The following is a 23,666-nucleotide window of genomic DNA, read 5'->3' as shown; positions in this document are numbered from 1 at the left end:
CTTACTCCGATTTACTTGCCAAACACACCGCCACGAATGAGGTTGGCAATCACATAATGTTGCTGATCAAGCGCTGGAGCCTGGCCTTTTTCCATCCACTTATCGAACAGTGTGTAGAAATCATCTTTGTTGCTGCGGTAGGCCTTACCACGACTGGTCACAGAGCCAAAAGGTTCGGCTGAAATCGGACCCACTTCGTCAGCACCTTGATACCAAGTATCCACAGTACGAATAGCATTGCCGATTTTTTGTGAGTGCAACGCGGCGGTTCCATCTATATCATAAAGCACTTTACTCTTACGATTTTGATTCTTGCTATTATCTTTTTCAGGATCTAGTACTAGCTCTTGGGATGGAAAAACTTCTTGGCCTTCACCTAGCTTCACAAAGGCTTCGACTTTTAGGTAAGTAAACTGATCACTTGCTAAACCTTGCTCAATAGCTGAGGCCAAAGCTTTAAGGTCATTACTTTGATAATCAAAATCACGCAGTGATAAATCATAACCATCAAATGTCCACGCGGTTTCACCTTCCTTTGTGACTTGGGTAATACGTACTTTGATATCTTCTGCGCCCACACGGTTGCGCCATAAGAAGCGGCCATTGGCTAAGTTGGATGCATAACGGTGCGCTAGCGTGGCAAACGACTGCTCAGAGATATAAGACTTGATGGTGTTGCTTAGCACCTCTTGATAATCAGGGCTGTTACAGGCAGAAGGCGTTGCTAGATCACCTAGTACACGCAAACTGAATACAACCTTCAAGGTATCGCAATCAAAAGGAAGTGCAGCGGTATCGACTTTTTGTAGATTGGCCTTATTCACTTCTTGATCAAGCTTTGCAGGGTCATTTAAGACGGCATTTTTCTGGCGATTAGAGATGGTGCCACGCACGGCCTTTTCCTGCAGTGCGATCGGTTGCCATTTAGAATTACTGTCAATATCAGACCAGTTACCTGCTAGAAGCAGGCCGTCCGAATTGGCCAATTTACGTTCAAATGCTAGTACAGATGCTGTTTTTACGGCTGCCATGCTATTGCTCCTCAGTATTCGATAATTCGTTGTTTAAAAAATGAGATGTATCGGGTTCAAACGGGTTATTACATAAGTAAAGGGAACGCTCTGCTTCGTAGCTCTGCGTCCAAAGTAAGTGCTCAATATTGGTAATACGGTGTGGGCTGACCCACTGCCCTAACGAGTAGATCGATTCAACAAACTGTACTGGCACGTCGCGATCGCGCACATGGCCCACTTGCCCTGCTTCATACAGATCAGAGATACTTTGATAACCAACCATGATCGGCTTTAACCAGCCGCTGAATTCAGGTCGATCAACCTCCCACTTCGCCTTGTCGCCTTCTTTTTCTGGAGCTTCGGCGTGCATTGTACGGGTACTAAAATCTAACCAAGCATCCAGCGGTGACTGTCCCGTTCTTGCCATATGCTTCTCTAAAGTTTTGTGTCGGCTGACCAAAGCAAAGCCCGGTAAAAACTGACGCAAGAAACGTTTACGAGCGTGATCATCACGGTTTTGTGTACCAGCATCTAACACTACTTCGGCGGTCTCAAATCTGGAAATAGATCCTCCAGCTAATCGCATGGTCGGGATAATATTTGGAATCAATTCTTGTAAATCTTCCAAATCATCCGGCTCTAAATAACCATCCTCTTCTGTGCTTTTAATGTCGATCAGCAACGATACATCCATGCGCATCTTGCCTTCTTCATTAAATGGCGCAGTAACAGCCTCTTTGCCTTTGAGCACAAGTGGGTTACGAGTCAAAGCAAAGTAGTGCTCACGACTCATATTATTGTTGTAGGTTTGCGGTTGGCTGGTGTGACAGATCACTGCACAACCTTCCAATAATATGGATGAGGAAATTTTCTCGTGTACTTTTCGCTGTAGTGCGTGGGTGAAGCCTAGGAAGTTGGTGATTGCAGGAAAGCCCCAAGTCAACCCTGCAATGGAATTTGCACCTTCTACTTCTAGGTGTTTAATCACTAATAACTTATCCACAGAAGGCTCCTTCTACGTCGTCTTTGACTAGGCGTAGTTCTTGCGCGGTTAGTACTTTCCACTGCTTAAACTCTACATCGCCGGTAGCAATCTCGCTGTTGCGTTCCAACTCAGCATTTAGAAAACGCGAGAAGTCTTCGGCAACTTGACCTTGCCATTCTTTAAGATCAAATGCCTCGGCAAATTCAGTGTCTAGCTGACAGCGCTTAGGATCTAGCCAAAGTTTTTGATGCTCAGGTAAGTAACATTCTGGATGGCTTGACCAGCCAGCAGGAAAACTGCGCACAGTCGCCGCATAGCCAATTAAACGATCAACAATATCGTCAATACGCTGGGCGCGCTCATTACGAATCTCCCAAGTACTCCTCTCATGTAGCTTCGCCACGAGGAACTTTTTCAAACCTAAAATCTGCGGATAAACCTTACGTGAAAATGGGCCGCTAAAGATGGATTTTACTTTTAGTGGTGGTTGCTCTTGACTTTCCCATGTTGGCGGAGCGCTACTTAGTAAATAGGCTCGACCACCACGGGTGGAGTTTAATTGGCTGATGTTTTGTTGATTAGAGCCTCCAAATGCCTGTACGGCTATATCGGGAAACTCAATAGTTTTGATATCCGATACTTTTTCATTACGACGTGCCTCACGTGCATTTTTTTGTTCTTCCGAAAATTTTGCATACTTCACTCTTTCATATATTTCATGAGCAAGAGATGTCGAAAAAATCGGTAACAAAAGGTGATAACTACAAGAAGTTACTGGCCAATAAAGTTGCTTAGCTAATCTGTGTGAAGCTGGATCACGTGTCTCTAGTGCTAACTTAAACCCAGATAACCATTCAGACAACTGTTGCTCGGTCTCAGCAAACTGCTTAAAAGGTGACATATCATCTTGTTGAATATAATGAACAAGCAACTTGCCTGAACTATCTTGTAGCATCAGTAGCTTACCCACATCCAAAGCTGCCGCATTACCAACAATATCAACCACTGGTGCCTCAAGGCTGTGAGTACCTATAAATTGAGAATAATTTTCATCAAAGTTAGCTAAAACACTGGTTCCTCTCGCATCAGAGTGAGTGTACTTCAAAGCGTGAGTTGCCATCTCAATTTGCTTTGCTCTTTTGGCAGCATCCGATAGCCATAAAGCAGGCTTATAACCTTCAACTTTTTCAACCCTTAACTCATATCGCTTCTGTTCGTATGCTGGAACCTCTTCCGGCAAAGCTGCGTTCATACCTTTTTGGGTTGCGTTATCGAACTCACCTATCTTTTCCTCTTTACGACTATTGATGTAGTCGAGGATTTTATCAGAGAGTGTTTTCTTTTCTTCCTGCTCCATCCCTTTTTCCTTCTTTAGATAACTTTATAGAATCCGAAAATTTCGCTCTGCTGCCAGACGTCTTTTTCACTTTCGCGACGCAAGTTCACTGAACCAAATTGTATCGTTGCTTCAGCAAGCGTTAGGTTTAAACGTTCCGCTAATTCGTTGATTTGCTTACTGTAATCAAACGCACCACCCCAAACACTTACACCTCGAGCTAAAGCGATACTGTCATTACGCTGAAAGCTTTGCTTGTCATCCAGTTTTAATTCACCGTTATCATGCCAACGATGCATCAATGGTTCATCGAACTCTTCTTCGATGTAGTAGCAATAATCTTCACTAGGCGTATGACGACGAAACGGCAGGAGCTTTTGCAAATGGCTTGTCCAATGCATAGGCTGTTGCCACCAAAGGCCAGCGTAAGCTTCGTCTGAATGTTTATCGGTGCCCCACAGCTGCATGGCTAAGGCTGCATGCTCAAGGTCTACAAAGCGCTTCGTTGGTTTTAGCTCAGCCGCTTTTTGGATTCGAGGTAAGGCATTAATGGTTTGATATTCACTTGGCTCAAGGCACTGCTCCAGTAAATGTGACTGCAACATTAATGATTTGCTTTCAAACCCAGGACGCATGTAGCTGATTTCATCACCACGCAATGCGCGCCAATTCTGGTTGAGTAGGTGAATATTAGGCTTCTCTACGATTGTCACTTGATCGTGACGCAATACTCGTCCTGCTAGCTGTATCAATGAGCGAATCGATGATGGCTCCACGACCGCCCAGTCATAGGAGTGATCCCGCCCTACTTCGGTAACTGGACTGCCCAACACCACAAAGATATGCTGCTTCTCAGGTGCTTTATCTATGGCATCGCGTACACTGGGTTGCAGCCATATTGCCCTAGGGTCTTTGCGGTTTAGCACGGTATCGAGCATGTGCTCAATCTCCGAACGCTGCAAAAGCAGATACTGACTGTGATAGACACAATAATGCATCTGCACGCCATCAGGGCTTGGCATTGCCATAAGCTGTTTGGCGATGGCAACCAGCTGGTTAATATTCGCTATACGCACCAAACCAAAGCTCGCCTTAGCCCGCTTCGATGGGTGGTTATGATGATAGTGCTGATGCAGCGTTAAAATACTTTGTTGAACTTTAGTGGCGATTTCATCCATGAGCGCGGTTTTTGCTACAGGTTCAAGCGTTACTAACTCGACTCTTCTACGTACCGCTTGCTGGGTAAGTTTGTCACAGCGTTTTGCTATCACGCGCTTATGCTCAGCACGGAAGTCAGACAGTTGCGCCGCCTGTATGGAAGAGCTTTTGAATTCATCAAACCAAGCACAAACGATGTTGGTAGTAGAGCTTGAATTAACACTGACAGCTTTTTCATATTGTGCTCGTCCGGATTGGTAAGCATCGAACAACGCTTCGATCAAATCCGGCGGTAAGGTCGCAGAGGACAGTAAAACATGACTTCCCAGCAAGCCTGCCCAATGCACCAGACGACACAGCGCAGGCAAATCTTCCAAACCAAAATCATCCGGCTCATCCAACACCAAATCTGAGGTTAACAAACGTAGCATGGGCGCGATTTGCTTACCGCCGCGACTGCCTTCGGTTGCAGGCATCAGATGGTCAATCGTACTCACCAAGACTGGTGCATTAACGAGCTTATTGATCTTGGGAGAACTTTTGAGCCAGTTTGATAAGAAGCCGTCTCCTAATGCACCTTCGTAACTGACATAGCAGTCTTGATCGGCAAATTCATTGGCTGATTCGGAACCCAGTACGCGCTCCTGTGTTTCATTTGAAACATCCGCTTTTTTCGCTTGATGATCATCGTGCAGCGCTTTCACCGCTTTAGAGCCAATCATCACGGCAAGATCTTCTTCATCGAGCTTTAATAACTCTTTAAAAGCATCACCCGTTTGCAGAGTTAACGTTCTTAAGCCCAGCGCCACACTAAAACGACAACCTTTTCGTTCGTCTGCTAGCCCATACATAATGCGCGCATTGGCAAAGGTTTTACCCATGCCAGTAGAGGCCATATTTACCCCAAAAAAGCCATGTTGGCGCGCTGTATCGCGTACACTTACCGCTAACTCATAGGCTTTATTTTGCCAAGCAAAGCGGCTATTAGCAGTACGCTTCTTTAGCTCAGGATGCCGCGTAATTACTGGTAAGGATTCTTTTAGGGACGGCAATTTTCGTACCATTTGATGGCTATGGTGGTACACACCGATCAAATGATCATCTAGGGTTTGATTATATTTGCCTTTATCAGCACTGCCTCGCTCGCGCCATGTATTGGCAAAGACAGTGTCTTTTTGTGTTTTGCCCCACGCAGGATCGTGCCAAGCGCTTTTTTGCCCTACACGGTTTTGCCCTGAATAGTAATGATCCGCCAGCATTAGGCTTAAGCGAGAAAGGTGTAGTGTAAAGGGATCAAACAGCCACTCAGCTTGGGGAAGGCTTGAGCGCTTGAGTGCTTGCGCACCGACACGGGCTAAACGCTCACGCCACACTTTGCTGCGAAATGGCGTGCCTTTTGGAAATGCCCAAACGGCTTCAATTTCTTCGCGACTCCAATCTTTGGAGCTTTGCGGTGAGTTCCAAGGGCTTTTAACGGAGCTAAGCATACGCTGCGGACGAACCAAGTAATTTGAGTCAGCCTGATCAGGCTCTGGCAGTTTGTGGTGACTGAGTATCAGCCAAGCGACAGTTTGCGCTACTGGCGGTAAATTTCTAAATGGCGAGCGGGCTCTTTTGTCTAACCCATCTTTGATAAGTGCTTCTCGAACAAGGCCATCAGTATGAGCATCGATTTGAGTTAAAGCAGTTAACCAAGCGTAATCCTGCTGCGATGACTCAACACCAGCTGTAGCTGTTTGAACAAAGGCTTCAAAAACACGCAGGGATACCCACTCATGTCGGTAAGGTTCAAACATGTCTGTTTTCTTGCGAGGGTTAATTTTATCCTGAAAGGCTTGGTTGGCTTTACCCACATCATGAAATAGCGCCGCGATGCAGGCCAATAGACGCATATCCTCTGCGGTATGCCAGACATTTTCATCTTTGGCACGCAAAATATCTCGACCTGTTACATTGGTCGGAACCGTGCCTTCACTGTTAAAACGTCGCGGGTTACCCACAATCCATTTCAAATCAGTACGATTACTTCCACGTATCCAGTGGCAGGCTACGGAGGTGTTACGGCGAGCGGTTTTCTTAAGCAATTTACGCAGAGTTACCAAGCCTTGCTCAGTAATCGCCGTCTGCCAAGTGCGATCACCCGTGCGCTCAGCAAATTGATCAATGATACGGCGTGTTTCCTGTAACGCTTTTTTGGAACATTGAGAAACCAGCAAGATATTCATATTAAGCGCTGCACTCCTCACTGATCGCTTTGAGACTGTCGATCATAAAATCGAGCGCTTCACTCTGACGCACCGCCCCAATGCAGGCTTGGCGAAAGTCTTGCTCTGTATCGCCATTCATCGCACTCAGGAAAGCCTGAGGGAGAACAACCGCATCTTTCACTAGATCCGCCGCATCAAACACTAAACCGCCACGGCGTGTTTTACCATGCAATACAGATAAACCATGAGGCAACCCTAGTACCCAAGTTGCGGTAGCGCCCAGACCGTAGGCCAAATAATTGCCGTGATCTAAAAAACGATTTGCAAAATCCGTCCCTGCGCCTTGCTTCACCCTTGAAAAGTCATTGTAGCCAGTCACATTACAAATGATTTTATACAGCGCCTTAGTTAAGCGCGCTTCACTAAGCATTAAGGTTTGCGTGTCTTTAGCTTCGTCCACCTGCAGCTCAAACTGCTCTAGTGCTTTAGTAAGATCGGCTACATTAATGGCTAATCCAGATTCTTTTAGCTGCTTATTTTTAAGCCATTGAGCTTTGGTAAATTCGATACGATATTTCTGGATAAGCTTGGCAGCATCCAGCCGCTTGGCTTCGTCAAACCAAAACGACACCCAGTTTTGCAAATAACCTACCGGACGGTACTCACTCTGAGGACTAAAAAAAGATACGTCGAAGTCCACTTCATTAGTGGAAAACAGCGGTGCGCCACCGCCGCCACAAAAGCCAATCAGTACGCCGGCTTTCGCCAGCTCCCTGACAGCGGCTTGCGTGATCGACGTGCCATTACCGAGTAACAGCGTAGTGGTATTGGCAATCGGAATATTCCAATAGTAAGACTGCTTGCCTTCATCGGTGACGTATTCTACTCGGCCGTCTTTGACCAATACTCGACAGTATTCTAAGTAGTACATATTGGCACGTTTAGAGTGCAATATGGTTTTCATATCCGTTGGTGAAAATTGCTCCATCACTCAAATCCCTTAGTCATTTCCCTTCACTCTAATCACTTTTTCAGCCTTCACAACCCTGTACATTTGCACACGTTAACTGAGTTAACAGGTGTTTGCTCTGCAGCAATCTATCTAGTCATAAAGCCATGCTTTGATGTCAGCGTAGTTAACACATACCAGTTGTTGGGCTTGTGGGTTTACTTCGAGCATTTTGGTTTTGATCTGTAGATCGTCGAGGGTGTATTTGACCAATGCGCCGGTGGTGGCGATGACGAGCTGGCCATTTTGCATGCCGTAGTCGTGTTCGATGATGGCTTTTTGTTGTGCGGTAAGACGTTGATCCGGCTCGAGGATAATCTCTACCGGTGTGTTCCAAGCTTGATCGTCTTTTGCTGTGTACGTGGCAGGTGTGCCGTCAAAATCCACACTGATAAAGCGGCTTAAGACAAAGTCACGAAAGCCTTGCGCGTGTTCACAGTAAGCGCGCACATGCCAGCGATTGGCGGCTTTGACAAAGGTATGTGGGTACAGGATACGTTCTTGAGCAGCACTACCACTGATAGAGAGATAATTAGCATCGGCCGCTGCGTTGCTATCCAAGGCTTGGATCAGTGGACGCATGATTTCTGGTGCGACAAAGCGGCGCGGCATCACAATACGCGTGACACTTTGGGTTTCAGAGACTTGTGTATCGTGGCTACGATTGGGAAACAACCCCAGCTTACGCCAGTCTAGATATTCATCAATAGCGCCTGAGATGTAGTACGGCGTATGGAAAATAGGCGCATGATAGGCTTTTTTGGACGCTTGGTAATCGACCGGTAAATCTGCCTCGGCATGATAGGCTTTGATCCATTTACTGGCGGTTTGGCGGGTAACGGCGAAGCGTTCGGTGAGGGCACGGGAGTTGATGTGCCCTTCCCAGTACAATAGTAGTTCTATCAACCAATTAGGGTGCGGGGTGCCCCATTGTTTTACGTCCATGCTCTACATCCTTCCTAGGCGCTAGGTGAAGCTAGAGCGTAAAGAATTACGACTGTGTGAGCAATATTGGTGCGCGATAAAATGCGCGAGCGAGCTTAAGAGTTAAGCTTGTAAGCCCCTTCACGCATGCAGCGGCCAGAAAGATCCCACATGGCTTTTTCGTCACTCATTTGACGTAGGTTGTCAGGGTTACAATTTTCGGCGCTGACTTCATTGGCGCCATCAGAGCAGCCTGTGACAACAGTGAAAAGTGCGATGGTTAGCAGACCGGCAAAGTATTTAAGTTTCATACACTCACTTCCTTAGTTGAATGATGCTTCATAAATGTTTCGCTTTACACGATATCGACAAAGTAAAGCAGTTAAAAGCGTTATGGATCTATATTGTAGGTTTCATTGCATAAAATCAACAAATGAAAATGGTTTTCATCTGTTTTTCTTGCATATTGCTTACATAAATATCGTGACTCTTAACAAGAAACTGAAGCCATCTACATAGGAAGTTATTGATACGCATAGATTAATAGGTTGCGCGGCGTGAGTGTGACGGGGCAGAACTCACGGATGCTAACTTGGTAGCCGTTTTCTTCGAGGTATAGAGCACGATCGAGCACCAGCCAACGCTCGAGCGCTTGACGAAAATGTTGTGTGATACTTTCGATCATGGCGACATGCTGACTGCGCTGCTGGCCGATTGTTTCGTAGCCGCTCAGTAATGCCGCGTCGGTCGGCTTTGGCAGTGATTTTTGCTCAGCGGCCCAATGGCAAAACGCGAAAAAGCCCTCTTGTAATAAAGCTTTAGGGCAAGATGGCACAGCAAGATATTGATTGACACCGGTCACGTCACGCTGCCAGCTATCAAAGCCTAGACGATAACTGAGTTCGAGCTGTTTGAGGCGTTGCTCGCGCAGGCCAGCGGTGGCGACTTCTTTGACGGCGAGCTTCAGATTGTCTTTGCTCAGTCGTGTGGTGGCGCGCTGCCCTTGAATAGACAGCGGGCGATAGTGCGCGTCTTGCGTTAAGTGATAACAACAGGGAGAAATGGCGATGCGCTTAAGCGCTGCCGCCACGCCCTGCTCCAACAGCACCCGATGCAAGTCACCACAAGCATGCAGCGCCACGGCGCTGTTGGCGTGCTCAAGTGCCGCTTGCCCTTCGCCCTTGAGCACATCGGCATGAGTAAAAGTTTGGGCAACCTGCAAACGCTTAGCCTCAGCTGTGCCAGCCTCACATAAGCTTGGTTGCCATTCTAGGCTGTGCACTTGAGTCTCATGCTGAAACGCCAACACTTTGCCCAAATGCCCTTTGCCGGCACACCACTCAACGGTCGGCGAGATCAGCTCAATGGCATCACTTAAAGCAAGGATTTGCTGCCATTTGCGCCCTTTTATACCTTGCTCGAAGTAACTGGGTGGTGCAGCTTTTGATATAGGATTTTCCGTGGCGGCAAACGGCCATGCGGGTCGCTCACCATACTCTGGCACAAGGCGAGCTAAAGCGGCTTCCACCTCGGTCGCGCTTGGCACCTCGGTTTGCTCACTGAGCCACTGACACAAAGCCGGATAAGTCTCCTGCCATGGCCAATCAAGGTGGTGAAAACTTTGCACATCCCACAACGGTCGATGCTGAGTCAGCCAGTGATCATGCTGTAAAAAGGCTTGGGCAAAAGAAGAAGTCATAGAGGGCAGCCGCTAGGTGTTCAGATTTTTGTACAGTTTGGCAAAAGTTCGCATTTATTGGCGCTTACGCGAATTGTATTTTAGCGTCAAAAGCGCAGAATAAGGGACCTTTTGTTTATTACGCAAGGCAATTCTTGCTCCCGCTCTAAGGAAATTTCAGATATGTTCAAACACCTTAAGGCCGTTCCTGGCGATCCTTTGTTAGCCCTGATTGTTGCTCACCAACAAGATCCAAATCCTAAAAAAATCGATTTGGGTGTCGGTGTCTATAAAGATGATCTTGGCCGTACACCTATTCTTGAGTCGGTCAAAAAAGCCGAAGCTCTGATGGTTGAAAACGAGGAAACCAAGGCTTATCTGGGTGTTTACGGTGCCGCGGATTTCGCACCTTTGATCCAAAATCTTTTGCTGGGCAAAGACAGCGACATCATTAAACAAGGTCGCATCGCGTCGACACAAACACCTGGTGGTACTGGCGCGCTGAAAGTCGCGGCCGATTTCATCAGTGCTAACCTTGATGGCGCGCGTTTGTTTGTCAGTGATCCGACTTGGGGCAACCATACGTCGATCTTTAACTCTGCGGGCGTTGAAGTGGTGGAATACCCTTACTACGATCCACAAACTAACGATGTACGCTTTGACGATATGATGGCGTTTTTAGACGCTGAAATGAAGCAAGGCGATGTGCTATTGCTGCACGCTTGCTGTCATAACCCAACCGGCGTTGACCTTAAAATTGAACACTGGCACGCACTGACAGATTTCGTAAATCAGCGTGGCGTATTGCCGCTTGTAGATGCCGCTTACCAAGGTTTTGGTGATGGCTTAGACGAAGATATGGCTGGCCTGCGCTACATGGCTGAACGCGTATCAAGCATGTTGATTGCTAACTCGTTCTCGAAAAACTTCGGTATTTACCGTGATCGTTGTGGTGGTCTAAGCGTAATTGCTGAGACAGCAGAAGAAGCAACCAATGCGTTTTCGATTATTGGTCAAGCGATCCGCGCTAACTACTCTATGCCGCCAGCGCACGGTGCGACAGTGGTATACACCATTATGAACAACCCTGAGCTGCACGCGCTTTGGGAGCAAGAAGTGACTGAAATGCGTAGTCGCATCAACAACTTGCGCACTAAACTGGTACAAAAGCTAGCCACTTCGGGTGTGAGCAAAGACTTCAGCTTCATCGAAAAGCAACGTGGTATGTTCTCTTACTCAGGCCTAACCCTTGAGCAAGTACGCACATTGCGCTCTGAATACTCGATCTACATCGCAGACACAGGTCGCATGAGTGTGGCGGGTATCAGTGATGACAATATCGATTACCTATGTGAATCGATCGCTAAAGTTGTCGGCTAATCTTGCTACTGTATAACTAAAAAGAGCCTCATCTGAGGCTCTTTTTTTGTCTAGCGTTTGGCTTTTATGGGCATTTAGTAGACTTAATGCAGCACTGGAGCCGCACTTGGATCATCATTGGTCTGGATTTCGGGGTGGTTATATTGCGCCAAGCGAGTCACGGAAGGCTCGAGCGTTTCACGCCAAAATTGGCGCTCTGCATCGCTCATGGCATCAAGCTTTTCCCAACCACGCGGTGAACCAAATAGACGTACGCCGGCCATGACCTCGTCGATAAACTCGCGCTCAGCACAGCGGCTAAGACCGGTCAGTCTTGCGCCACGTAAAAAGCCCGCGCACCAATCTTCTACGATCACAGTCACATGACCTTTGTCGTCGTCATGCTCTAGGTACAAAGGATTCAGATTACCATTGATCAGGCCGTCTACCGCTTCTAAGTGTAGCAGCATGACCAAGCCATAAAATTCGTCTTCTTCGTCTTTCACTGGCCAATTAGGTTGGTCTTCTTTCACGCCCCAAATCGCAGGGAACCAATCGTCTGGCGAGAGTACATCTTTACTACACCCGATCGCGGTGACAAATCCATCCAGCTCAGACACTGTCATGATGGAACGCTCTGAGCCATAGTTCTGCAAATAGTAATCTAGGCGCTCGTACATCGCCTCAACTGGCAAAGCTTCGTCTTGCATAATACATCTCTACATGTCGGGTTAGAGACTCTAAGTGTAATCGCTTTTGCGGGATTTATCAGGTAGGAATTTGGCGTACGACTCGGCACTTTGAAGAGTAAGCCATGAAGGATAAAGGAAGAAGCACGGCCGAGCGGCCATGCTTCCAAGGTCTATTAGTTACCTTTTGGGTAGATGTTGATTTCTACACGACGGTTACATTGACGACCTGAGCTAGTGCCGTTGTCACAGATTGGCTGGCTTTCGCCGGCACCCATAGTAGACAGACGGTTGCTGGCAACGTTTTGGCCGATCAAGTAAGAACGTACTGAGTCGGCACGCTTAAGAGACAAGTCTTGGTTGTACTCTTCGCTACCTGTGCTGTCTGTGTGACCTGTGATCATCAAGACGGTGTCTGGGTATTCAACCAAGATTTTGGCAACGCCATTAAGCGTAGGGAAGATTGATGATGAAAGGTTTGATGAATCAGTCGCAAAACCAATGCCATTTTCCATCACTAGCTCAAGCTGATCTTGACCTACACGGCGCACTTGCACACCAGAGTTACGTAGCTCTTCACGTAGCTCAGCTTCTTGACGGTCGAAGTAGTTACCCACGCCAGCACCGACTGCACCGCCAGCCACAGCGCCCGCTAGAGCACGGTTACGACGCTCTTTAGCGTTGTCACCTGTTGCAAGGCCCACTAACACACCTGACACAGCACCAACGATCGCGCCTTTAGACGTTGAGTTGGTTTCAGTTTCGCCAGTGGTCGCATTTTGACGCTGCATAGACTGACAACCTGCTAGAACAGCAGCGATAGATACGATGGCGATAGTGCTTTTTAGTTTCATCTCAATAATCCTTAATTAAGCTATTCGTTTGATAATTAGAATGTAGCAGTCTTTACAGTATAAAGGCCAATGCATGGCAAGAGTCCAGCTTCACAAACTATTTACTTAGCATTTCCATTTGCTGGCATTACGTTGACATTTTGCTGCACAGGTTTGCTTTAGACTACGCCTTGGATAAATCAAAAGTATTGATGTTGGATTAACGGTTTTATGAAACAACTATGTGTAAAAGCCACCACTTTAGTGGTCGCCATGACGGGCGTATTGCTGCTACAAGGCTGTAGCCCAGAGGTCGGCACACCAGAATGGTGTGATGATATGAAAGATAAACCAACTGGCGAATGGACCGCTAATGAAGTGTCTGAATTCACGCGCAGCTGCTTGATTACCCGAGCAGAATAAGCCTCCGCTCACAACGTAAAAAGCCGCCTTAAAGGCGGCTTTTACTGGCGCTAGCAGCAAAGTTAATCCACGATCGCTAGGTTGCCGTAGGTTTCGAGCCAATTCTTACGATCACTGGCACGCTTTTTCGACAACAGCTTGTCCAGCACTTCACCGGTATCCAATGGATCTTCCATGGTTAACTGAATCAGGCGACGTGTGTCTGGCGCCATGGTCGTCTCACGCAATTGCGCTGGGTTCATTTCACCCAAGCCTTTAAAGCGCTGTACGTTTGGCGTGCCACGTTTGTTTTCCGCTTCAAGCTTGTGCAGGATGATGTCTTTTTCCTCGTCATCCAAGGCATAGTGCACTTCTTTGCCCATATCGATACGGTACAAAGGCGGCATCGCCACAAAAACGTGACCATTCTTGACCAAGGTTGGGAAGTGCTTCACAAACAATGCACACAGCAAGGTCGCGATGTGCAGACCATCGGAGTCAGCATCGGCCAGGATACAGACTTTGCCGTAGCGCAGCCCAGAGATGTCTTCGTCCATCGGATCTACCCCAAGGGCCACAGAGATATCGTGAATCTCTTGCGAACCCAGCACTTGGCTCGAGTCCACTTCCCATGAGTTGAGGATCTTACCGCGCAGCGGCATGATGGCTTGGAAGTCTTTATCACGGGCTTGTTTGGCAGAGCCACCCGCCGAATCACCTTCCACTAAGAAAAGCTCACTGGTGCGGCCATCTTGACCCGCACAGTCGGCTAATTTACCTGGCAGAGCCGGGCCTTGGGTGACCTTTTTACGTACGACTTTTTTACTGGCACGCAGGCGCTTTTGCGCACTGGAGATGATCAGTTCGGCGATCTTGGTGCCGTCTTCTACGTGCTTGTTAAGCCACAAGCTAAACGCATCTTTTACCGTCGCAGAGATAAACGCTACGATCTGGCGCGATGACAAGCGCTCTTTGGTTTGCCCTGAGAATTGCGGTTCTTGCAGCTTGGCTGACAACACATAACTACAACGATCCCAGACGTCTTCTGCGGTCAGCTTGACGCCACGCGGCAGCAGGTTGTGGAATTCACAGAACTCACGGATACCCTCTAAAAGTCCGGTACGCAGACCGTTGACGTGGGTACCGCCTTGGGCCGTCGGGATCAAGTTGACATAGCTTTCGGTGATCAGCTCACCGCCTTCTGGTAGCCACTGTACCGCCCAATCGACACCTTGTGTGGGCTCAACCGCACCACCGATAAAGGGCTCTTCGGGCAGCAACACAAAGCCTTCGTTGGCTTTCATCAGATAGTCTTTTAGACCGTCTTCGTAGTACCATTCTTCACGCTCTTCGCTGGCGCCACTTTGGTCGACAAACACCACATGCAGGCCTGGGCATAATACCGCTTTGGCTTTAAGAAGGTGTTTAAGACGAGATAGTGAGTACTTACCACTGTCGAAGTATTTTGGGTCCGCCGAAAACTTCACCATGGTGCCGGTATTTTTCTTACCGACCGTACCCACTTCCGCTAACTCGGAGACTTTATGACCATCGGCAAAACCAATGTGGTACTGAGTGCCGTTACGCTTGACCCACACTTCCAGTGAGGTGGATAAGGCGTTTACGACGCTGACGCCCACACCGTGCAAACCACCCGAGAACTGATAGTTTTCGCCCGAGAACTTACCGCCCGCGTGCAGCTTGGTCAAAATCAGCTCGACCCCAGACACGCCTTCTTCAGGGTGAATGTCCACCGGCATGCCGCGGCCATTATCTTCCACACTGAGCGAGTTATCTTTGTATAGCGTGACTGTGATGCGGTCCGCGTGACCGGCGATCGCTTCGTCTACCGAGTTGTCGATGACTTCTTGCGCAAGGTGGTTTGGGCGAGTGGTTTCCGTGTACATCCCTGGGCGTTTTTGTACAGGCTCTAGCCCGCTGAGAACTTCAATGGATCCAGCATTATATTCTTTTGCAGACATGGGTACTTCCAAAATTCAAGGGCGGTTCATCCGCCAAAAAGCAAAGTGGTAAGAGTCTATAACGGGTTGTGCACGCTGGCAAACCTTGACAGCGTAAAGCCTTACGCTACGTCAGTGAAACCAGCAAAACGCAAGATGTCGTCCACATGACGCTCAAAGCCAACAAAGCTATGGTCGCCATTAGGCTCGTGGGTTTTGTGTGCCACATGCGGGTAGGCATTAAGGGCCGCTTGATAATCTAAGACTTCATCACCCTCTTGCACCATTAGCCAGATATTTTCTGGGCGCGGTTGCCAAGTTTGCAGGTCTTCAAGCTCTTGCATATGCGCTTCTTCGAGCACGTAGGTTTCTTGGGTGTAAGGGTTGGTTTGTTCGCCCAAATAGTCGCGCAGTAGCACAGGCGCTTCGACAGCTGGGTTCACTAACACGGCTTTAAGGCCAAATTTGTCCGATAGAAAGCTGGCGTAGAAGCCTCCCAAAGAACTGCCGACTAAAGTCACTTCGTAACCTTCCATCTGTAAGTCTTCGATCTGTTCGCTAAGCTGGTCGATCGCAGCTTGGGGCTGCCAAGGTAGACGTGGGCAGGCAAATTGCTCACCCAGCCCCAGCGCTTGCATGCGCTGCTTAACCAGTTGAGATTTGTGTGACAGTTCTGAGCTGTTAAAGCCGTGAATATAAATAATAAAGGGCATGCATCGACACCTTGGTTAGGCCAACTGAAAATCCGGCAAATCGTACATGCGATGGCCGTGCTTCAAGCACAGCTCTAGAAGATCTGCCAGCTGTTGGTTTAAGCGGAATTTTTCATCGCGATGGTGCATGTCATCATTCGGGTACGGGTAAACCCCTTGGTAATGACGATGACCATCGGTGATCTCGGCGATCCCCACGTCGTGGTATAAGCGCACTGTCATGATTAAATCACTGCTAAACGGCAATTTGATGGCAATCTCAGGCGAAAAGGTCAGGGTCAGCTGCGCAGTAAAGCGCGTCTCTTCGGTTAGCTCCAAAGATAAGCGGCTTTGTTGGCCATTAGTATGAATAGTGAAGTGCCAAGCGCTCTCTTCCTCATACCCACGCACAAGCTTGCCAAGGCGTCGATAATTCAACTCCCCTAGCATCTGAAGCTCGGCTAAATTTGGGATATAAGACTTCTGCATGGATACTTCTCATCATTCAAGTTAGTTAACTTTGTAAACCTTTTCCCTTCTTAATGGTGTCTTTTTGGCTCATTTCAAGCTTAGAACACTTTCCCAAATCCGCTACTAGGTGCCTATCTTTGTCCTGCCAGTAGGCATTGAACCAATCAAAAAAGGCGCTCTTATCTTGCTCTCCCTGTAATTGGCGCACAGGGGCGGGGATATCAATGTCGCGCACCTTAACATATGCGCGGATGGCCCGACCACACAGCAGATCCCAATAGGACGGGGCTTCCCCAAAATATGCGATGTTGACGTCTGTGATGGTGTCAAATCGTTGCGGCATAGCGTTGAGCACCATCCAAACACCGCCCGCCTTCGGCCTTAAAAGTTGCTGATAGGGTGAGGCTTGGTCTGCATGCTTTCGCGCGCTAAAGCGGGTGCCTTCGGCAAAACTTAGCACCGAGCTGGGTGCGGCCAGTAGCGGCGCACAGGCTTTAGCGGTCGTCTGACGATCCACTTGGGCTAACTCAGGGCGCTTGGCCAACACCGCTTTGCTATAACGTTTGACCTGTGGAAAGCCCATAAGTTTAGTCGCCGTGCCAACCAATGGCAGCCAAAACAAGGTATCTTTCATAAAAATACGTGGCATCGGCACACGCCCGTTCAGCTGCGCCAATAAAATAAACACATCAACCCAAGAGCGATGATTGGCAATCACCAGATGCCATTGCTGGTTTGTCGGCGGTTGCCAGTCATCTAACTGCCAGCGTGTATCGAGCATGACCGTGAACCAAAACGTACAACCGCTGACCCAAGCTTGATAACAACGATCGTACCATGGCCGCGCCCAAGCATTTGGCTTGCGCCACAGCCACTGCACGAGCGCCACTAAGTGAATGGCGATACCACACAGCAAAATATTGCTACTGACGAATAAAAATGAAAGCAGCCCAATAAAGGGCTGCATCCATGTCCAAGGTAAGAGTTTCGTTAACACTGTTTAGTTACCGTCTAACCACTTTTGCTTGAGTTTATCACGATTTAGCGCAAACCATTGCAACGCCATGATGGCACTGGCATTGACGATCTCTTGCTCCAACAAAGGCAGCACATCGTCACTGTCAAATAGATGCAATTTGATGTCTTCGTGCTCTTCGTCTAAACCTTGTGTTTTATCTAGATTGACTTGGCTGGCATCGATTTCACCTGCGTACATGCGCAAGTGTTCTACCAAACCACCGGGCGATGGCACAAAGCGGAACATGTACTCTAGACGCTGCACCTCGACCCCCGCCTCTTCTAGTGACTCGCGGCGTGCTACATCTTCGTCAGACTCGCCTTTTTCGACCATGCCGGCGACCACTTCTAACAACCAAGGCGATTCGTGCTCTGGCAAACAAGGGCGAAATTGCTCAATCATCAATAACTTATCAAGCTTAGGGTCAAACAAGAGCACACAAATCGCATCCGAACGCACCATCATTTCGCGGGTCATAAACTCCGACCATTCACCGTTGAACTTACGATGGCGCAATTCACGTTTATTCATTTTAAAGAAGCCGTCGTAAACCACTTCGTCTTTTCGAATCTCTACATCACTGTGCTGGTAAGTCGGCTTAAATTTCACTTGTCATCGTCCTTTTCATACCACTCTTTGGGCGGGCGGTAGCGACTATCGTCACTCTCTTCAGGCGCTTCGCTTTGCTCAAGATCGAGGGCGGGGTCTATGTGTTCGTCTAAGATCATCTGATGTTTATCGTGCTTGAAGTAGCGCTCCTCGTCAAACGCTTGCACCAAGTGCGGATGCAAGATGCTCAGGGCGCTAATGACCATGCCGTTGATCACCGCTTCAGGGAAGATAAAAATCGGCAAATAGCCTAGGTATTCGCCGATTTCCATATCCAGCGCTCCCTGTCCAAACGCCGCTACTAAAGCAAATGCCAATAGACTTGCTAGCGTAGTGGTGAGAACCGTACCAAAAAAACCTACTCCCATAATAAATACAAACGGATTACTCGGCTGAAGGCGCTCAACCCTTTGATGCAACCACCAAACACCCAACACCGGCACGGCGACATTTAGCAGTGCGTTAAACGCCAACATAGAAGCGTATTGCGGCGCCAACAGCACGTCTATCGTCTGCGCTAACACACCAGAAATCAGCGCCAGCGGCCAACCAAATACCAAGGCAAAGGTACTCATACCGATAAAATGCACCACCACACCAAGGTTTAGATCGATGCTGAGCTGCCAAACGACGATTAGACCTAAGGTGAAACCAAGCCAACGGTGCTGCAGCGGCGCATCAGATAGCAAGGTGCGCCACGGGGCATAGCGTACAGCAAGCCCTAGTAACAACAGCATCAGAGGCCAAAAAAACCAAGCAAAACCGTTTATAAACATATTGTTAGCGAAGTTCATTTGCACTCCCTAGCATTTGGTAATAAAGTTTTAGCAATACAAAAAGGTGAATAAAACCATGGACTCACGACGCTGTGACTGGTGCTTAAGCAGCCCTGAATACATCGCTTACCACGACAATGAATGGGGCAAACCGGTCACCGATGACCAGACCTTATTTGAGTTTATTGTACTGGAAAGCGCGCAGGCAGGATTAAGCTGGATCACGATATTGCGCAAACGTGAAGGCTATCGCCAAGCATTTCACCAATTCGACCCGACTAAAGTTGCCGCGATGACGGCCGAAGATATAGATAGACTGTCACAAGATAGCCGCATCGTGCGCCACCGAGGCAAAATCGCCGCGACCGTTACCAATGCACAAAGCTTCTTACGCACCGCCCAAGAATTTGGCTCGTTTGCTGAGTATTTATGGAGCTTTGTGGACCATCAAGTGATCGTCAATCAACCACAAAGCTTGGCCGAGGTGCCCGCTGTGACACCACTGGCCGAACGGATTTCTAAAGATATGAAACGCCGTGGTTTTAAGTTTTTTGGCCCCACCATTTGTTACGCCTACCTACAAGCGGTTGGCGTAGTGGATGATCACCTGGTTGGGTGTGTGGTGAAACCTTAGCAGTATTCGATCAAATCTTCTTGCGCTAATCGATGCATAATCGGGATCAGATCCCATGCTGGCACATTAATCAGTTCTGCAATATCTAACAATGAAACACTGCCATCACAGTAACTGATGAAGTTCATCATGCTACGCACTCCTGTGGCATGATCTTTTGATGACACCGTCGGATACAGGCCGCGCTTGCCAAGCTGTGGCTCACACAACACTTTCATTTTCGGTTTGTAATTCGCCTCTAAGATATCCAACGCCCGCTTAATGACTAGATACCCTCCGTATAAACCATTTGGACTGATCAGATCCATATCATCCAAGGATGTATGATACTCGGGGTACTCGCCGTATTTACTGCGCATCATCGAGCACACGGGCAAATCCACGCCTGGCGCACAAAACTGACGTTCATCACTGCCCCGATCAAGCCACGTATAAGCACTGTAATCAGGATAAGTATGCTTTAAGGTATGTTTAGCAAGCTGATCTGCCAAGGTATGTCCATGTCGACTAGGCACATACGAATGATCACGCTCGTCGCCGACGCAAGTAACAATAAAGCCCGCTTGCAGGCGCTGTTTTAGTGTATCCAAGTGCTTCGAAAGGTAAGTGATCGAACCAATGGTCTCAGGTAAAAATAAAATACGATAACTAAAACGGCGCTTAGGCAGCGCTAAAATATGTTGTGCTAATGCAGTAGCCACCACTGGCCCAGAGACTTCGTTGTTGGCCATTGACGGGTGGCAAACATAGGTTGAGAGCATGACTTCTTGCTCAGTCTCTCCGGGTATTAGTAGCTCACCATAGTTAAGCACTCCAGGCGCTAAGTCTGAGTCGATGTGCACCCGAAAGTTTCCTGCAGGCAGTGCGTCTCGCTGTTGCTGGGTTAAGCAAAAACCCCAGCGCCTTTTGTAATAAGAGGTGACATAGGGGATAGCATCAGGCTGCTCAGGCAAGGAGTACAAATGCGCCTGTAACTCCTCAAGAGACATCATCCGATCTACTGGCTCTGAATAACCTAAAACGTGCAGGTTGTTGTCATGAAAGTCGACAATGCGCTCACCTGACTCATGTTCGATCCACGCTGAGCGAATATTCCACTCATTCGGCACTTCCCAATCAAACACTTTGGTCCCGGTGGCCACTGAATGTACCGTAAGACCTGGCAGCTTATCTTGTAAGTAGGCCAGAGTATCTCGTACCCCTTGCCCCGTTAAGCTACGAGGAATGGGATACAACTCTTGTGCCCATTGATACATGGTTTGAGCCAGCTGCTCAGGATCTAAAAATAATGTCACGTTTGGTAAGGCCTTGTCTGTGGAGGGGTCGTTAACCAGATATAGGGATCTTCAAGCATCAAATGATGCACATGCTCATAGAAGTTTTGCATACTAAACGACTCTGCTATCGAGCGTCCTAGGGGGACCGAATGCAGCTTATGGCGCTGTTGGAAAGAAGCCATTATCTTTCGATTACGATCGCGCTGCACATCCATATCACGATACAGCACATGCAAATAAAAAGGCTCAACGGCAGGCTTAGCATCCCGCACAACGGCTTTAAGAAACTCTTTTACGTAGCGATAGGGAACGCCATGAGTAAACTCTAAATGGTGCACAATACTGATCGTATGAGTCGCTTCTTTACCAAGCGAAATAAACAAAGCATCGTGCTCAATCATTTGCGCGAAGGGCGAGCCTGGGCCGTATACATGGCGTGTGCCACCACCACAAATCGCTTGCGCCTGCGCACCAAGCGCAGTGGATGACGAAAACGGATGGAATTGTCGCACCGCGCCAGGCTGCTCAAGAACATATTGCGTAAAAGGCCCTGTCTCACTTGGAGTGCGCTGAGGATCAAATGCTGTCTCAGATTGCACCATCTGAAAGCTATGAGTCGGCACGACCAACGTGCCGGTCGCACCAATCAGCTGCTGAATGGCATCAAGATGATCTGCTAATAAAGCGGACTTCGCCTTGTGTTCATAACGCCCCAAACGCCCTAGGTTGCCGGTGATATAAACCGTGCGCCCTTCGCTTACGCCGAGCGCACGGTAGGCATTGATTAAGTCTTCTTTGGTATAATCAATCATGGCGAGGTAATTTAGGCTGCACTTGACTGGTTGATACGTTGTGCCACTTTCTCTAGCGTATTTAAAGCTTCAAATTCATCATCCGCGACCACTACACCGTATTCGGTATCGACCTCAACAAAGAAGTTAAATACATCTAAGCTGTCTAACCCTAGTTCTGAAAACGTTTTTTCTGTGTTGGCTTCACTGGCTTCGACATCGATATCCGCTTGAGCCATAAGGCTCCATAAGTCATTGGCTTTAATCATGTTTAATTCCTTCTATGAGGGTAAATAGGGATTAGAAACAGTGTATCAGGCACGATGCAGCACTGCACTGGCCCAAGAAAAACCAACACCAAAACCACTTAAGGCGATATGCTGATCTTGGGCACCTTGATCCAGAATGTATTTTTCCAGCAATAATGGGATCGATGAAGACACCGTATTACCCGTTTGCTCGATATCTCGGACAAAGCGTTCTTTATGTTTAAATCGGCGGGCAATCGCATCTACAATTGCCAAACTGCCTTGATGGACAATAATGCGATCTACTTGATCTTCGTTAAGTCCAGCTTGCTCAATCGTCGATTTGATATGTGGCGCCACTTTGGTAGCGGCAAAGTTAAATACTTGTCGACCGTGCATATGCAAGGTGCCATCTTGTACTTGCAAAAACGTCTCACCAGTGCCATCAGTGCCATATTGAACCTTGCCTAGATGGTATTCTGGCTGCTCGCCTAACCAAGTCACAGTGGCAGCATCACCAAATAGAAGAGAAGTAACGCGGTCGCTAGGATCAATAATCTTCGAGTAAGGATCCGCCGTAATCAGCAAAGCGTTAGTGAGCCCAGACGCGTCTAAAAAGCCTTTAACAGCATATAAACCGTAGATGTACCCTGAGCACCCTAGAGATAAATCAAACGCTGCGATATGGGTAGGAAGATCCAGTTTTCGCTGGACGACGGCGGCCGTATGGGGCAGTTGATTGCCATCGCCGTTTTGTGTGACCACTACCAAAGCTTGAATGGCATCTAGATCAAGGTCAGGCGCTTTAGCTTGTAACGCGTGCACGGCTTTGACACACAAATCAGAGGTATCTTCTTCTGCTGCCATACGCGGTAGAACTTTGGCGCCTAACTTTTCTGTGACAAATGAGTCAGGCTCGCCGAATGCTCGGGCTTGAGCCACGTTATCAATGGTCTGCTCAGGCACATAACTTGCGATCGCTTTAATACCGATGGTCATAGGACTACCCCACTATAAATCGTATTTTACCGACTTTTACGCCAGCACAATGGATATCACTCACTGAAAAGCGTTTTGGGATCCAGTTTTGTACGCTGATTTCAATGTCTTCAGTGGTTATCGGCAGCGCTTGATCTAAGTTGAGCTGAGCGAACACCCATTTCCCATCGACTTCACTGTCTAACGCGTAATGCAAGCATTTGGTCAATGCAACAATGGTTTCTATCAAGCTGTAATACTGCAAGTGCGGTGTGGCCAAACGAATACTTTGGTCCGTAATTTGAAAACCTTGCACTACAGCCTGCTCATCGTATTCATAGCGTGACGTCACAGCATCGTTTGTTTCTTGCCACCAAAATGGAATCGTACTGCCATCGGCTAGCGCTAATTTACCACTACAGGGAATGGTCGCGTCTTGCGTCGGTGGTGTTAAGGAAAATTCGCATTGAAACTCGGCATAGCTGCGAAATGCCATACTACGAATAAATACCACGTCTTCACGTTGTGCTTGCGCAGCGTTGAGAGTGTGCTGATAAAAATCAGTGCCGTGTATATATTGCCGATGACCTTTGAATTGAAACACCACTTCTCCTTAGT

General features: G+C 48.0%; 24 protein-coding genes. 3 read left to right on the top strand and 21 right to left on the bottom strand.

The annotated features are described in order from the left end of the window. Positions 1 to 11 precede the first annotated feature (11 nt). The 8 genes from csy3 to JQX58_RS08780 all read right to left on the bottom strand — a co-directional run bounded on the left by csy3 (position 12) and on the right by JQX58_RS08780 (position 10,331). Positions 12 to 1,031, bottom strand: a complete 1,020-nt coding sequence (gene csy3 / locus JQX58_RS08815; protein ID WP_204146467.1) for a type I-F CRISPR-associated protein Csy3 — start codon at positions 1,029 to 1,031, stop codon at positions 12 to 14. Position 1,032: 1 nt separating this feature from the next. Beyond that, positions 1,033 to 2,016 carry a type I-F CRISPR-associated protein Csy2 gene (csy2, locus tag JQX58_RS08810; RefSeq protein ID WP_204146466.1) on the bottom strand — a complete coding sequence of 328 codons (984 nt, stop codon included), beginning with the start codon at positions 2,014 to 2,016 and terminating at the stop codon, positions 1,033 to 1,035. Next, positions 2,009 to 3,355 carry a type I-F CRISPR-associated protein Csy1 gene (gene csy1 / locus JQX58_RS08805; protein ID WP_204146465.1) on the bottom strand — a complete coding sequence of 449 codons (1,347 nt, stop codon included), beginning with the start codon at positions 3,353 to 3,355 and terminating at the stop codon, positions 2,009 to 2,011. Before csy1 ends, csy2 begins: the two co-directional genes overlap by 8 nt. A 14-nt stretch (positions 3,356 to 3,369) precedes the next feature. Then, a complete protein-coding gene (gene cas3f / locus JQX58_RS08800; RefSeq protein WP_204146464.1) occupies positions 3,370 to 6,717 on the bottom strand; it encodes a type I-F CRISPR-associated helicase Cas3f in 3,348 nt (1,115 codons plus the stop codon). 1 nt (position 6,718) lies between these two features. Then, positions 6,719 to 7,687: a type I-F CRISPR-associated endonuclease Cas1f gene (cas1f, locus tag JQX58_RS08795; protein WP_204146463.1), complete on the bottom strand. Its 969-nt coding sequence runs from the start codon at positions 7,685 to 7,687 to the stop codon at positions 6,719 to 6,721. A gap of 114 nt (positions 7,688 to 7,801) precedes the next feature. Further along, a complete protein-coding gene (locus tag JQX58_RS08790; protein ID WP_204146462.1) occupies positions 7,802 to 8,653 on the bottom strand; it encodes a BrxR family transcriptional regulator in 852 nt (283 codons plus the stop codon). Between the two features lie 95 nt (positions 8,654 to 8,748). Next, a complete protein-coding gene (gene trbK / locus JQX58_RS08785; protein WP_204146461.1) occupies positions 8,749 to 8,943 on the bottom strand; it encodes an entry exclusion lipoprotein TrbK in 195 nt (64 codons plus the stop codon). Between the two features lie 212 nt (positions 8,944 to 9,155). After that, positions 9,156 to 10,331, bottom strand: a complete 1,176-nt coding sequence (locus JQX58_RS08780) for a methyltransferase (RefSeq protein ID WP_204146460.1) — start codon at positions 10,329 to 10,331, stop codon at positions 9,156 to 9,158. 162 nt (positions 10,332 to 10,493) lie between these two features. Between JQX58_RS08780 and JQX58_RS08775 the strand changes: the two genes are divergently transcribed. Beyond that, the gene (locus JQX58_RS08775) at positions 10,494 to 11,690 is read left to right on the top strand and encodes an amino acid aminotransferase (RefSeq protein WP_204146459.1); all 1,197 of its coding nucleotides are present in this window, start codon (positions 10,494 to 10,496) and stop codon (positions 11,688 to 11,690) included. Between the two features lie 83 nt (positions 11,691 to 11,773). Here the strand turns inward: JQX58_RS08775 and JQX58_RS08770 are convergent, their stop codons facing one another. Both JQX58_RS08770 and JQX58_RS08765 read right to left on the bottom strand, forming a co-directional pair. Next, a complete protein-coding gene (locus tag JQX58_RS08770) occupies positions 11,774 to 12,379 on the bottom strand; it encodes a UPF0149 family protein (RefSeq protein WP_204146458.1) in 606 nt (201 codons plus the stop codon). Between the two features lie 155 nt (positions 12,380 to 12,534). Next, a complete protein-coding gene (locus JQX58_RS08765; RefSeq protein ID WP_204146457.1) occupies positions 12,535 to 13,212 on the bottom strand; it encodes a YiaD family glycine zipper/OmpA-like lipoprotein in 678 nt (225 codons plus the stop codon). A gap of 210 nt (positions 13,213 to 13,422) precedes the next feature. Between JQX58_RS08765 and JQX58_RS08760 the strand changes: the two genes are divergently transcribed. After that, entirely contained in the window at positions 13,423 to 13,614 is a 192-nt protein-coding gene (locus JQX58_RS08760; RefSeq protein ID WP_204146456.1) for a DUF3012 domain-containing protein, read from the top strand. Between the two features lie 62 nt (positions 13,615 to 13,676). Here JQX58_RS08760 and parE read toward each other — a convergent pair whose 3' ends face one another. The 6 genes from parE to JQX58_RS08730 all read right to left on the bottom strand — a co-directional run bounded on the left by parE (position 13,677) and on the right by JQX58_RS08730 (position 19,138). Further along, on the bottom strand, positions 13,677 to 15,575 hold the full coding sequence (parE, locus tag JQX58_RS08755) for a DNA topoisomerase IV subunit B (RefSeq protein WP_204146455.1): 1,899 nt from the start codon (positions 15,573 to 15,575) through the stop codon (positions 13,677 to 13,679). A gap of 101 nt (positions 15,576 to 15,676) precedes the next feature. After that, positions 15,677 to 16,267, bottom strand: a complete 591-nt coding sequence (locus JQX58_RS08750) for a YqiA/YcfP family alpha/beta fold hydrolase (RefSeq protein ID WP_204146454.1) — start codon at positions 16,265 to 16,267, stop codon at positions 15,677 to 15,679. 15 nt (positions 16,268 to 16,282) lie between these two features. Next, positions 16,283 to 16,735 (bottom strand): DUF1249 domain-containing protein, encoded by a 453-nt coding sequence (locus JQX58_RS08745; protein ID WP_204146453.1) that lies wholly within the window; start codon positions 16,733 to 16,735, stop codon positions 16,283 to 16,285. Positions 16,736 to 16,760: 25 nt separating this feature from the next. Then, a complete protein-coding gene (locus tag JQX58_RS08740; RefSeq protein ID WP_204146452.1) occupies positions 16,761 to 17,684 on the bottom strand; it encodes an acetyltransferase in 924 nt (307 codons plus the stop codon). Positions 17,685 to 17,717: 33 nt separating this feature from the next. Continuing rightward, a complete protein-coding gene (locus JQX58_RS08735; RefSeq protein ID WP_204146451.1) occupies positions 17,718 to 18,344 on the bottom strand; it encodes an NUDIX domain-containing protein in 627 nt (208 codons plus the stop codon). After that, the gene (locus JQX58_RS08730; protein ID WP_204146450.1) at positions 18,341 to 19,138 is read right to left on the bottom strand and encodes an energy-coupling factor ABC transporter permease; all 798 of its coding nucleotides are present in this window, start codon (positions 19,136 to 19,138) and stop codon (positions 18,341 to 18,343) included. Before JQX58_RS08730 ends, JQX58_RS08735 begins: the two co-directional genes overlap by 4 nt. 58 nt (positions 19,139 to 19,196) lie before the next feature. On the opposite strand from JQX58_RS08730, the gene JQX58_RS08725 reads away from it, so the two are divergent. Beyond that, positions 19,197 to 19,754, top strand: a complete 558-nt coding sequence (locus tag JQX58_RS08725) for a DNA-3-methyladenine glycosylase I (RefSeq protein ID WP_204146449.1) — start codon at positions 19,197 to 19,199, stop codon at positions 19,752 to 19,754. Here JQX58_RS08725 and JQX58_RS08720 read toward each other — a convergent pair. From JQX58_RS08720 to JQX58_RS08700, 5 genes are read right to left on the bottom strand one after another with little or no spacing between them, the layout of a single operon-like run. Continuing rightward, positions 19,751 to 21,049: a DUF4910 domain-containing protein gene (locus tag JQX58_RS08720; RefSeq protein ID WP_204146448.1), complete on the bottom strand. Its 1,299-nt coding sequence runs from the start codon at positions 21,047 to 21,049 to the stop codon at positions 19,751 to 19,753. The two genes, JQX58_RS08725 and JQX58_RS08720, sit on opposite strands and share 4 nt — an antisense overlap. Beyond that, a complete protein-coding gene (locus JQX58_RS08715) occupies positions 21,046 to 21,843 on the bottom strand; it encodes an AAC(3) family N-acetyltransferase (RefSeq protein ID WP_204146447.1) in 798 nt (265 codons plus the stop codon). Before JQX58_RS08715 ends, JQX58_RS08720 begins: the two co-directional genes overlap by 4 nt. An 11-nt stretch (positions 21,844 to 21,854) precedes the next feature. Next, positions 21,855 to 22,091, bottom strand: a complete 237-nt coding sequence (locus JQX58_RS08710) for an acyl carrier protein (protein ID WP_204146446.1) — start codon at positions 22,089 to 22,091, stop codon at positions 21,855 to 21,857. A 45-nt stretch (positions 22,092 to 22,136) separates the two neighbouring features. Next, on the bottom strand, positions 22,137 to 23,069 hold the full coding sequence (locus JQX58_RS08705) for a 3-oxoacyl-ACP synthase III family protein (protein ID WP_204146445.1): 933 nt from the start codon (positions 23,067 to 23,069) through the stop codon (positions 22,137 to 22,139). A gap of 4 nt (positions 23,070 to 23,073) precedes the next feature. Next, positions 23,074 to 23,652, bottom strand: coding sequence for a hypothetical protein (locus JQX58_RS08700; RefSeq protein WP_204146444.1), 579 nt, complete (start codon positions 23,650 to 23,652; stop codon positions 23,074 to 23,076). Positions 23,653 to 23,666 lie beyond the last annotated feature (14 nt).

Origin of the sequence: Marinomonas ostreistagni (assembly GCF_016888445.1) — a bacterium.
In the GTDB taxonomy this organism is placed as follows: Bacteria; Pseudomonadota; Gammaproteobacteria; order Pseudomonadales; family Marinomonadaceae; genus Marinomonas; species Marinomonas ostreistagni.
The sequence above is the reverse complement of the archived record's forward strand: the minus strand, read 5'-3'. Positions and strand labels throughout refer to the sequence as shown.

What these genes read in the sequence shown, in the direction of transcription:
- cas3f (WP_204146464.1), bottom strand. Translation starts at nt 6,717, where the DNA reads ATGAATATCTTGCTGGTTTCTCAATGTTCCAAAAAAGCGTTACAGGAA.
- JQX58_RS08750 (WP_204146454.1), bottom strand. Translation starts at nt 16,267, where the DNA reads ATGCCCTTTATTATTTATATTCACGGCTTTAACAGCTCAGAACTGTCA.
- JQX58_RS08780 (WP_204146460.1), bottom strand. Translation starts at nt 10,331, where the DNA reads ATGACTTCTTCTTTTGCCCAAGCCTTTTTACAGCATGATCACTGGCTG.
- JQX58_RS08760 (WP_204146456.1), top strand. Translation starts at nt 13,423, where the DNA reads ATGAAACAACTATGTGTAAAAGCCACCACTTTAGTGGTCGCCATGACG.
- JQX58_RS08745 (WP_204146453.1), bottom strand. Translation starts at nt 16,735, where the DNA reads ATGCAGAAGTCTTATATCCCAAATTTAGCCGAGCTTCAGATGCTAGGG.
- parE (WP_204146455.1), bottom strand. Translation starts at nt 15,575, where the DNA reads ATGTCTGCAAAAGAATATAATGCTGGATCCATTGAAGTTCTCAGCGGG.
- JQX58_RS08770 (WP_204146458.1), bottom strand. Translation starts at nt 12,379, where the DNA reads ATGCAAGACGAAGCTTTGCCAGTTGAGGCGATGTACGAGCGCCTAGAT.
- JQX58_RS08790 (WP_204146462.1), bottom strand. Translation starts at nt 8,653, where the DNA reads ATGGACGTAAAACAATGGGGCACCCCGCACCCTAATTGGTTGATAGAA.
- JQX58_RS08765 (WP_204146457.1), bottom strand. Translation starts at nt 13,212, where the DNA reads ATGAAACTAAAAAGCACTATCGCCATCGTATCTATCGCTGCTGTTCTA.
- csy3 (WP_204146467.1), bottom strand. Translation starts at nt 1,031, where the DNA reads ATGGCAGCCGTAAAAACAGCATCTGTACTAGCATTTGAACGTAAATTG.
- JQX58_RS08740 (WP_204146452.1), bottom strand. Translation starts at nt 17,684, where the DNA reads ATGCAGCCCTTTATTGGGCTGCTTTCATTTTTATTCGTCAGTAGCAAT.
- trbK (WP_204146461.1), bottom strand. Translation starts at nt 8,943, where the DNA reads ATGAAACTTAAATACTTTGCCGGTCTGCTAACCATCGCACTTTTCACT.
- JQX58_RS08715 (WP_204146447.1), bottom strand. Translation starts at nt 21,843, where the DNA reads ATGATTGATTATACCAAAGAAGACTTAATCAATGCCTACCGTGCGCTC.
- JQX58_RS08710 (WP_204146446.1), bottom strand. Translation starts at nt 22,091, where the DNA reads ATGATTAAAGCCAATGACTTATGGAGCCTTATGGCTCAAGCGGATATC.
- csy1 (WP_204146465.1), bottom strand. Translation starts at nt 3,355, where the DNA reads ATGGAGCAGGAAGAAAAGAAAACACTCTCTGATAAAATCCTCGACTAC.
- cas1f (WP_204146463.1), bottom strand. Translation starts at nt 7,687, where the DNA reads ATGGAGCAATTTTCACCAACGGATATGAAAACCATATTGCACTCTAAA.
- JQX58_RS08705 (WP_204146445.1), bottom strand. Translation starts at nt 23,069, where the DNA reads ATGACCATCGGTATTAAAGCGATCGCAAGTTATGTGCCTGAGCAGACC.
- JQX58_RS08775 (WP_204146459.1), top strand. Translation starts at nt 10,494, where the DNA reads ATGTTCAAACACCTTAAGGCCGTTCCTGGCGATCCTTTGTTAGCCCTG.
- JQX58_RS08725 (WP_204146449.1), top strand. Translation starts at nt 19,197, where the DNA reads ATGGACTCACGACGCTGTGACTGGTGCTTAAGCAGCCCTGAATACATC.
- JQX58_RS08730 (WP_204146450.1), bottom strand. Translation starts at nt 19,138, where the DNA reads ATGAACTTCGCTAACAATATGTTTATAAACGGTTTTGCTTGGTTTTTT.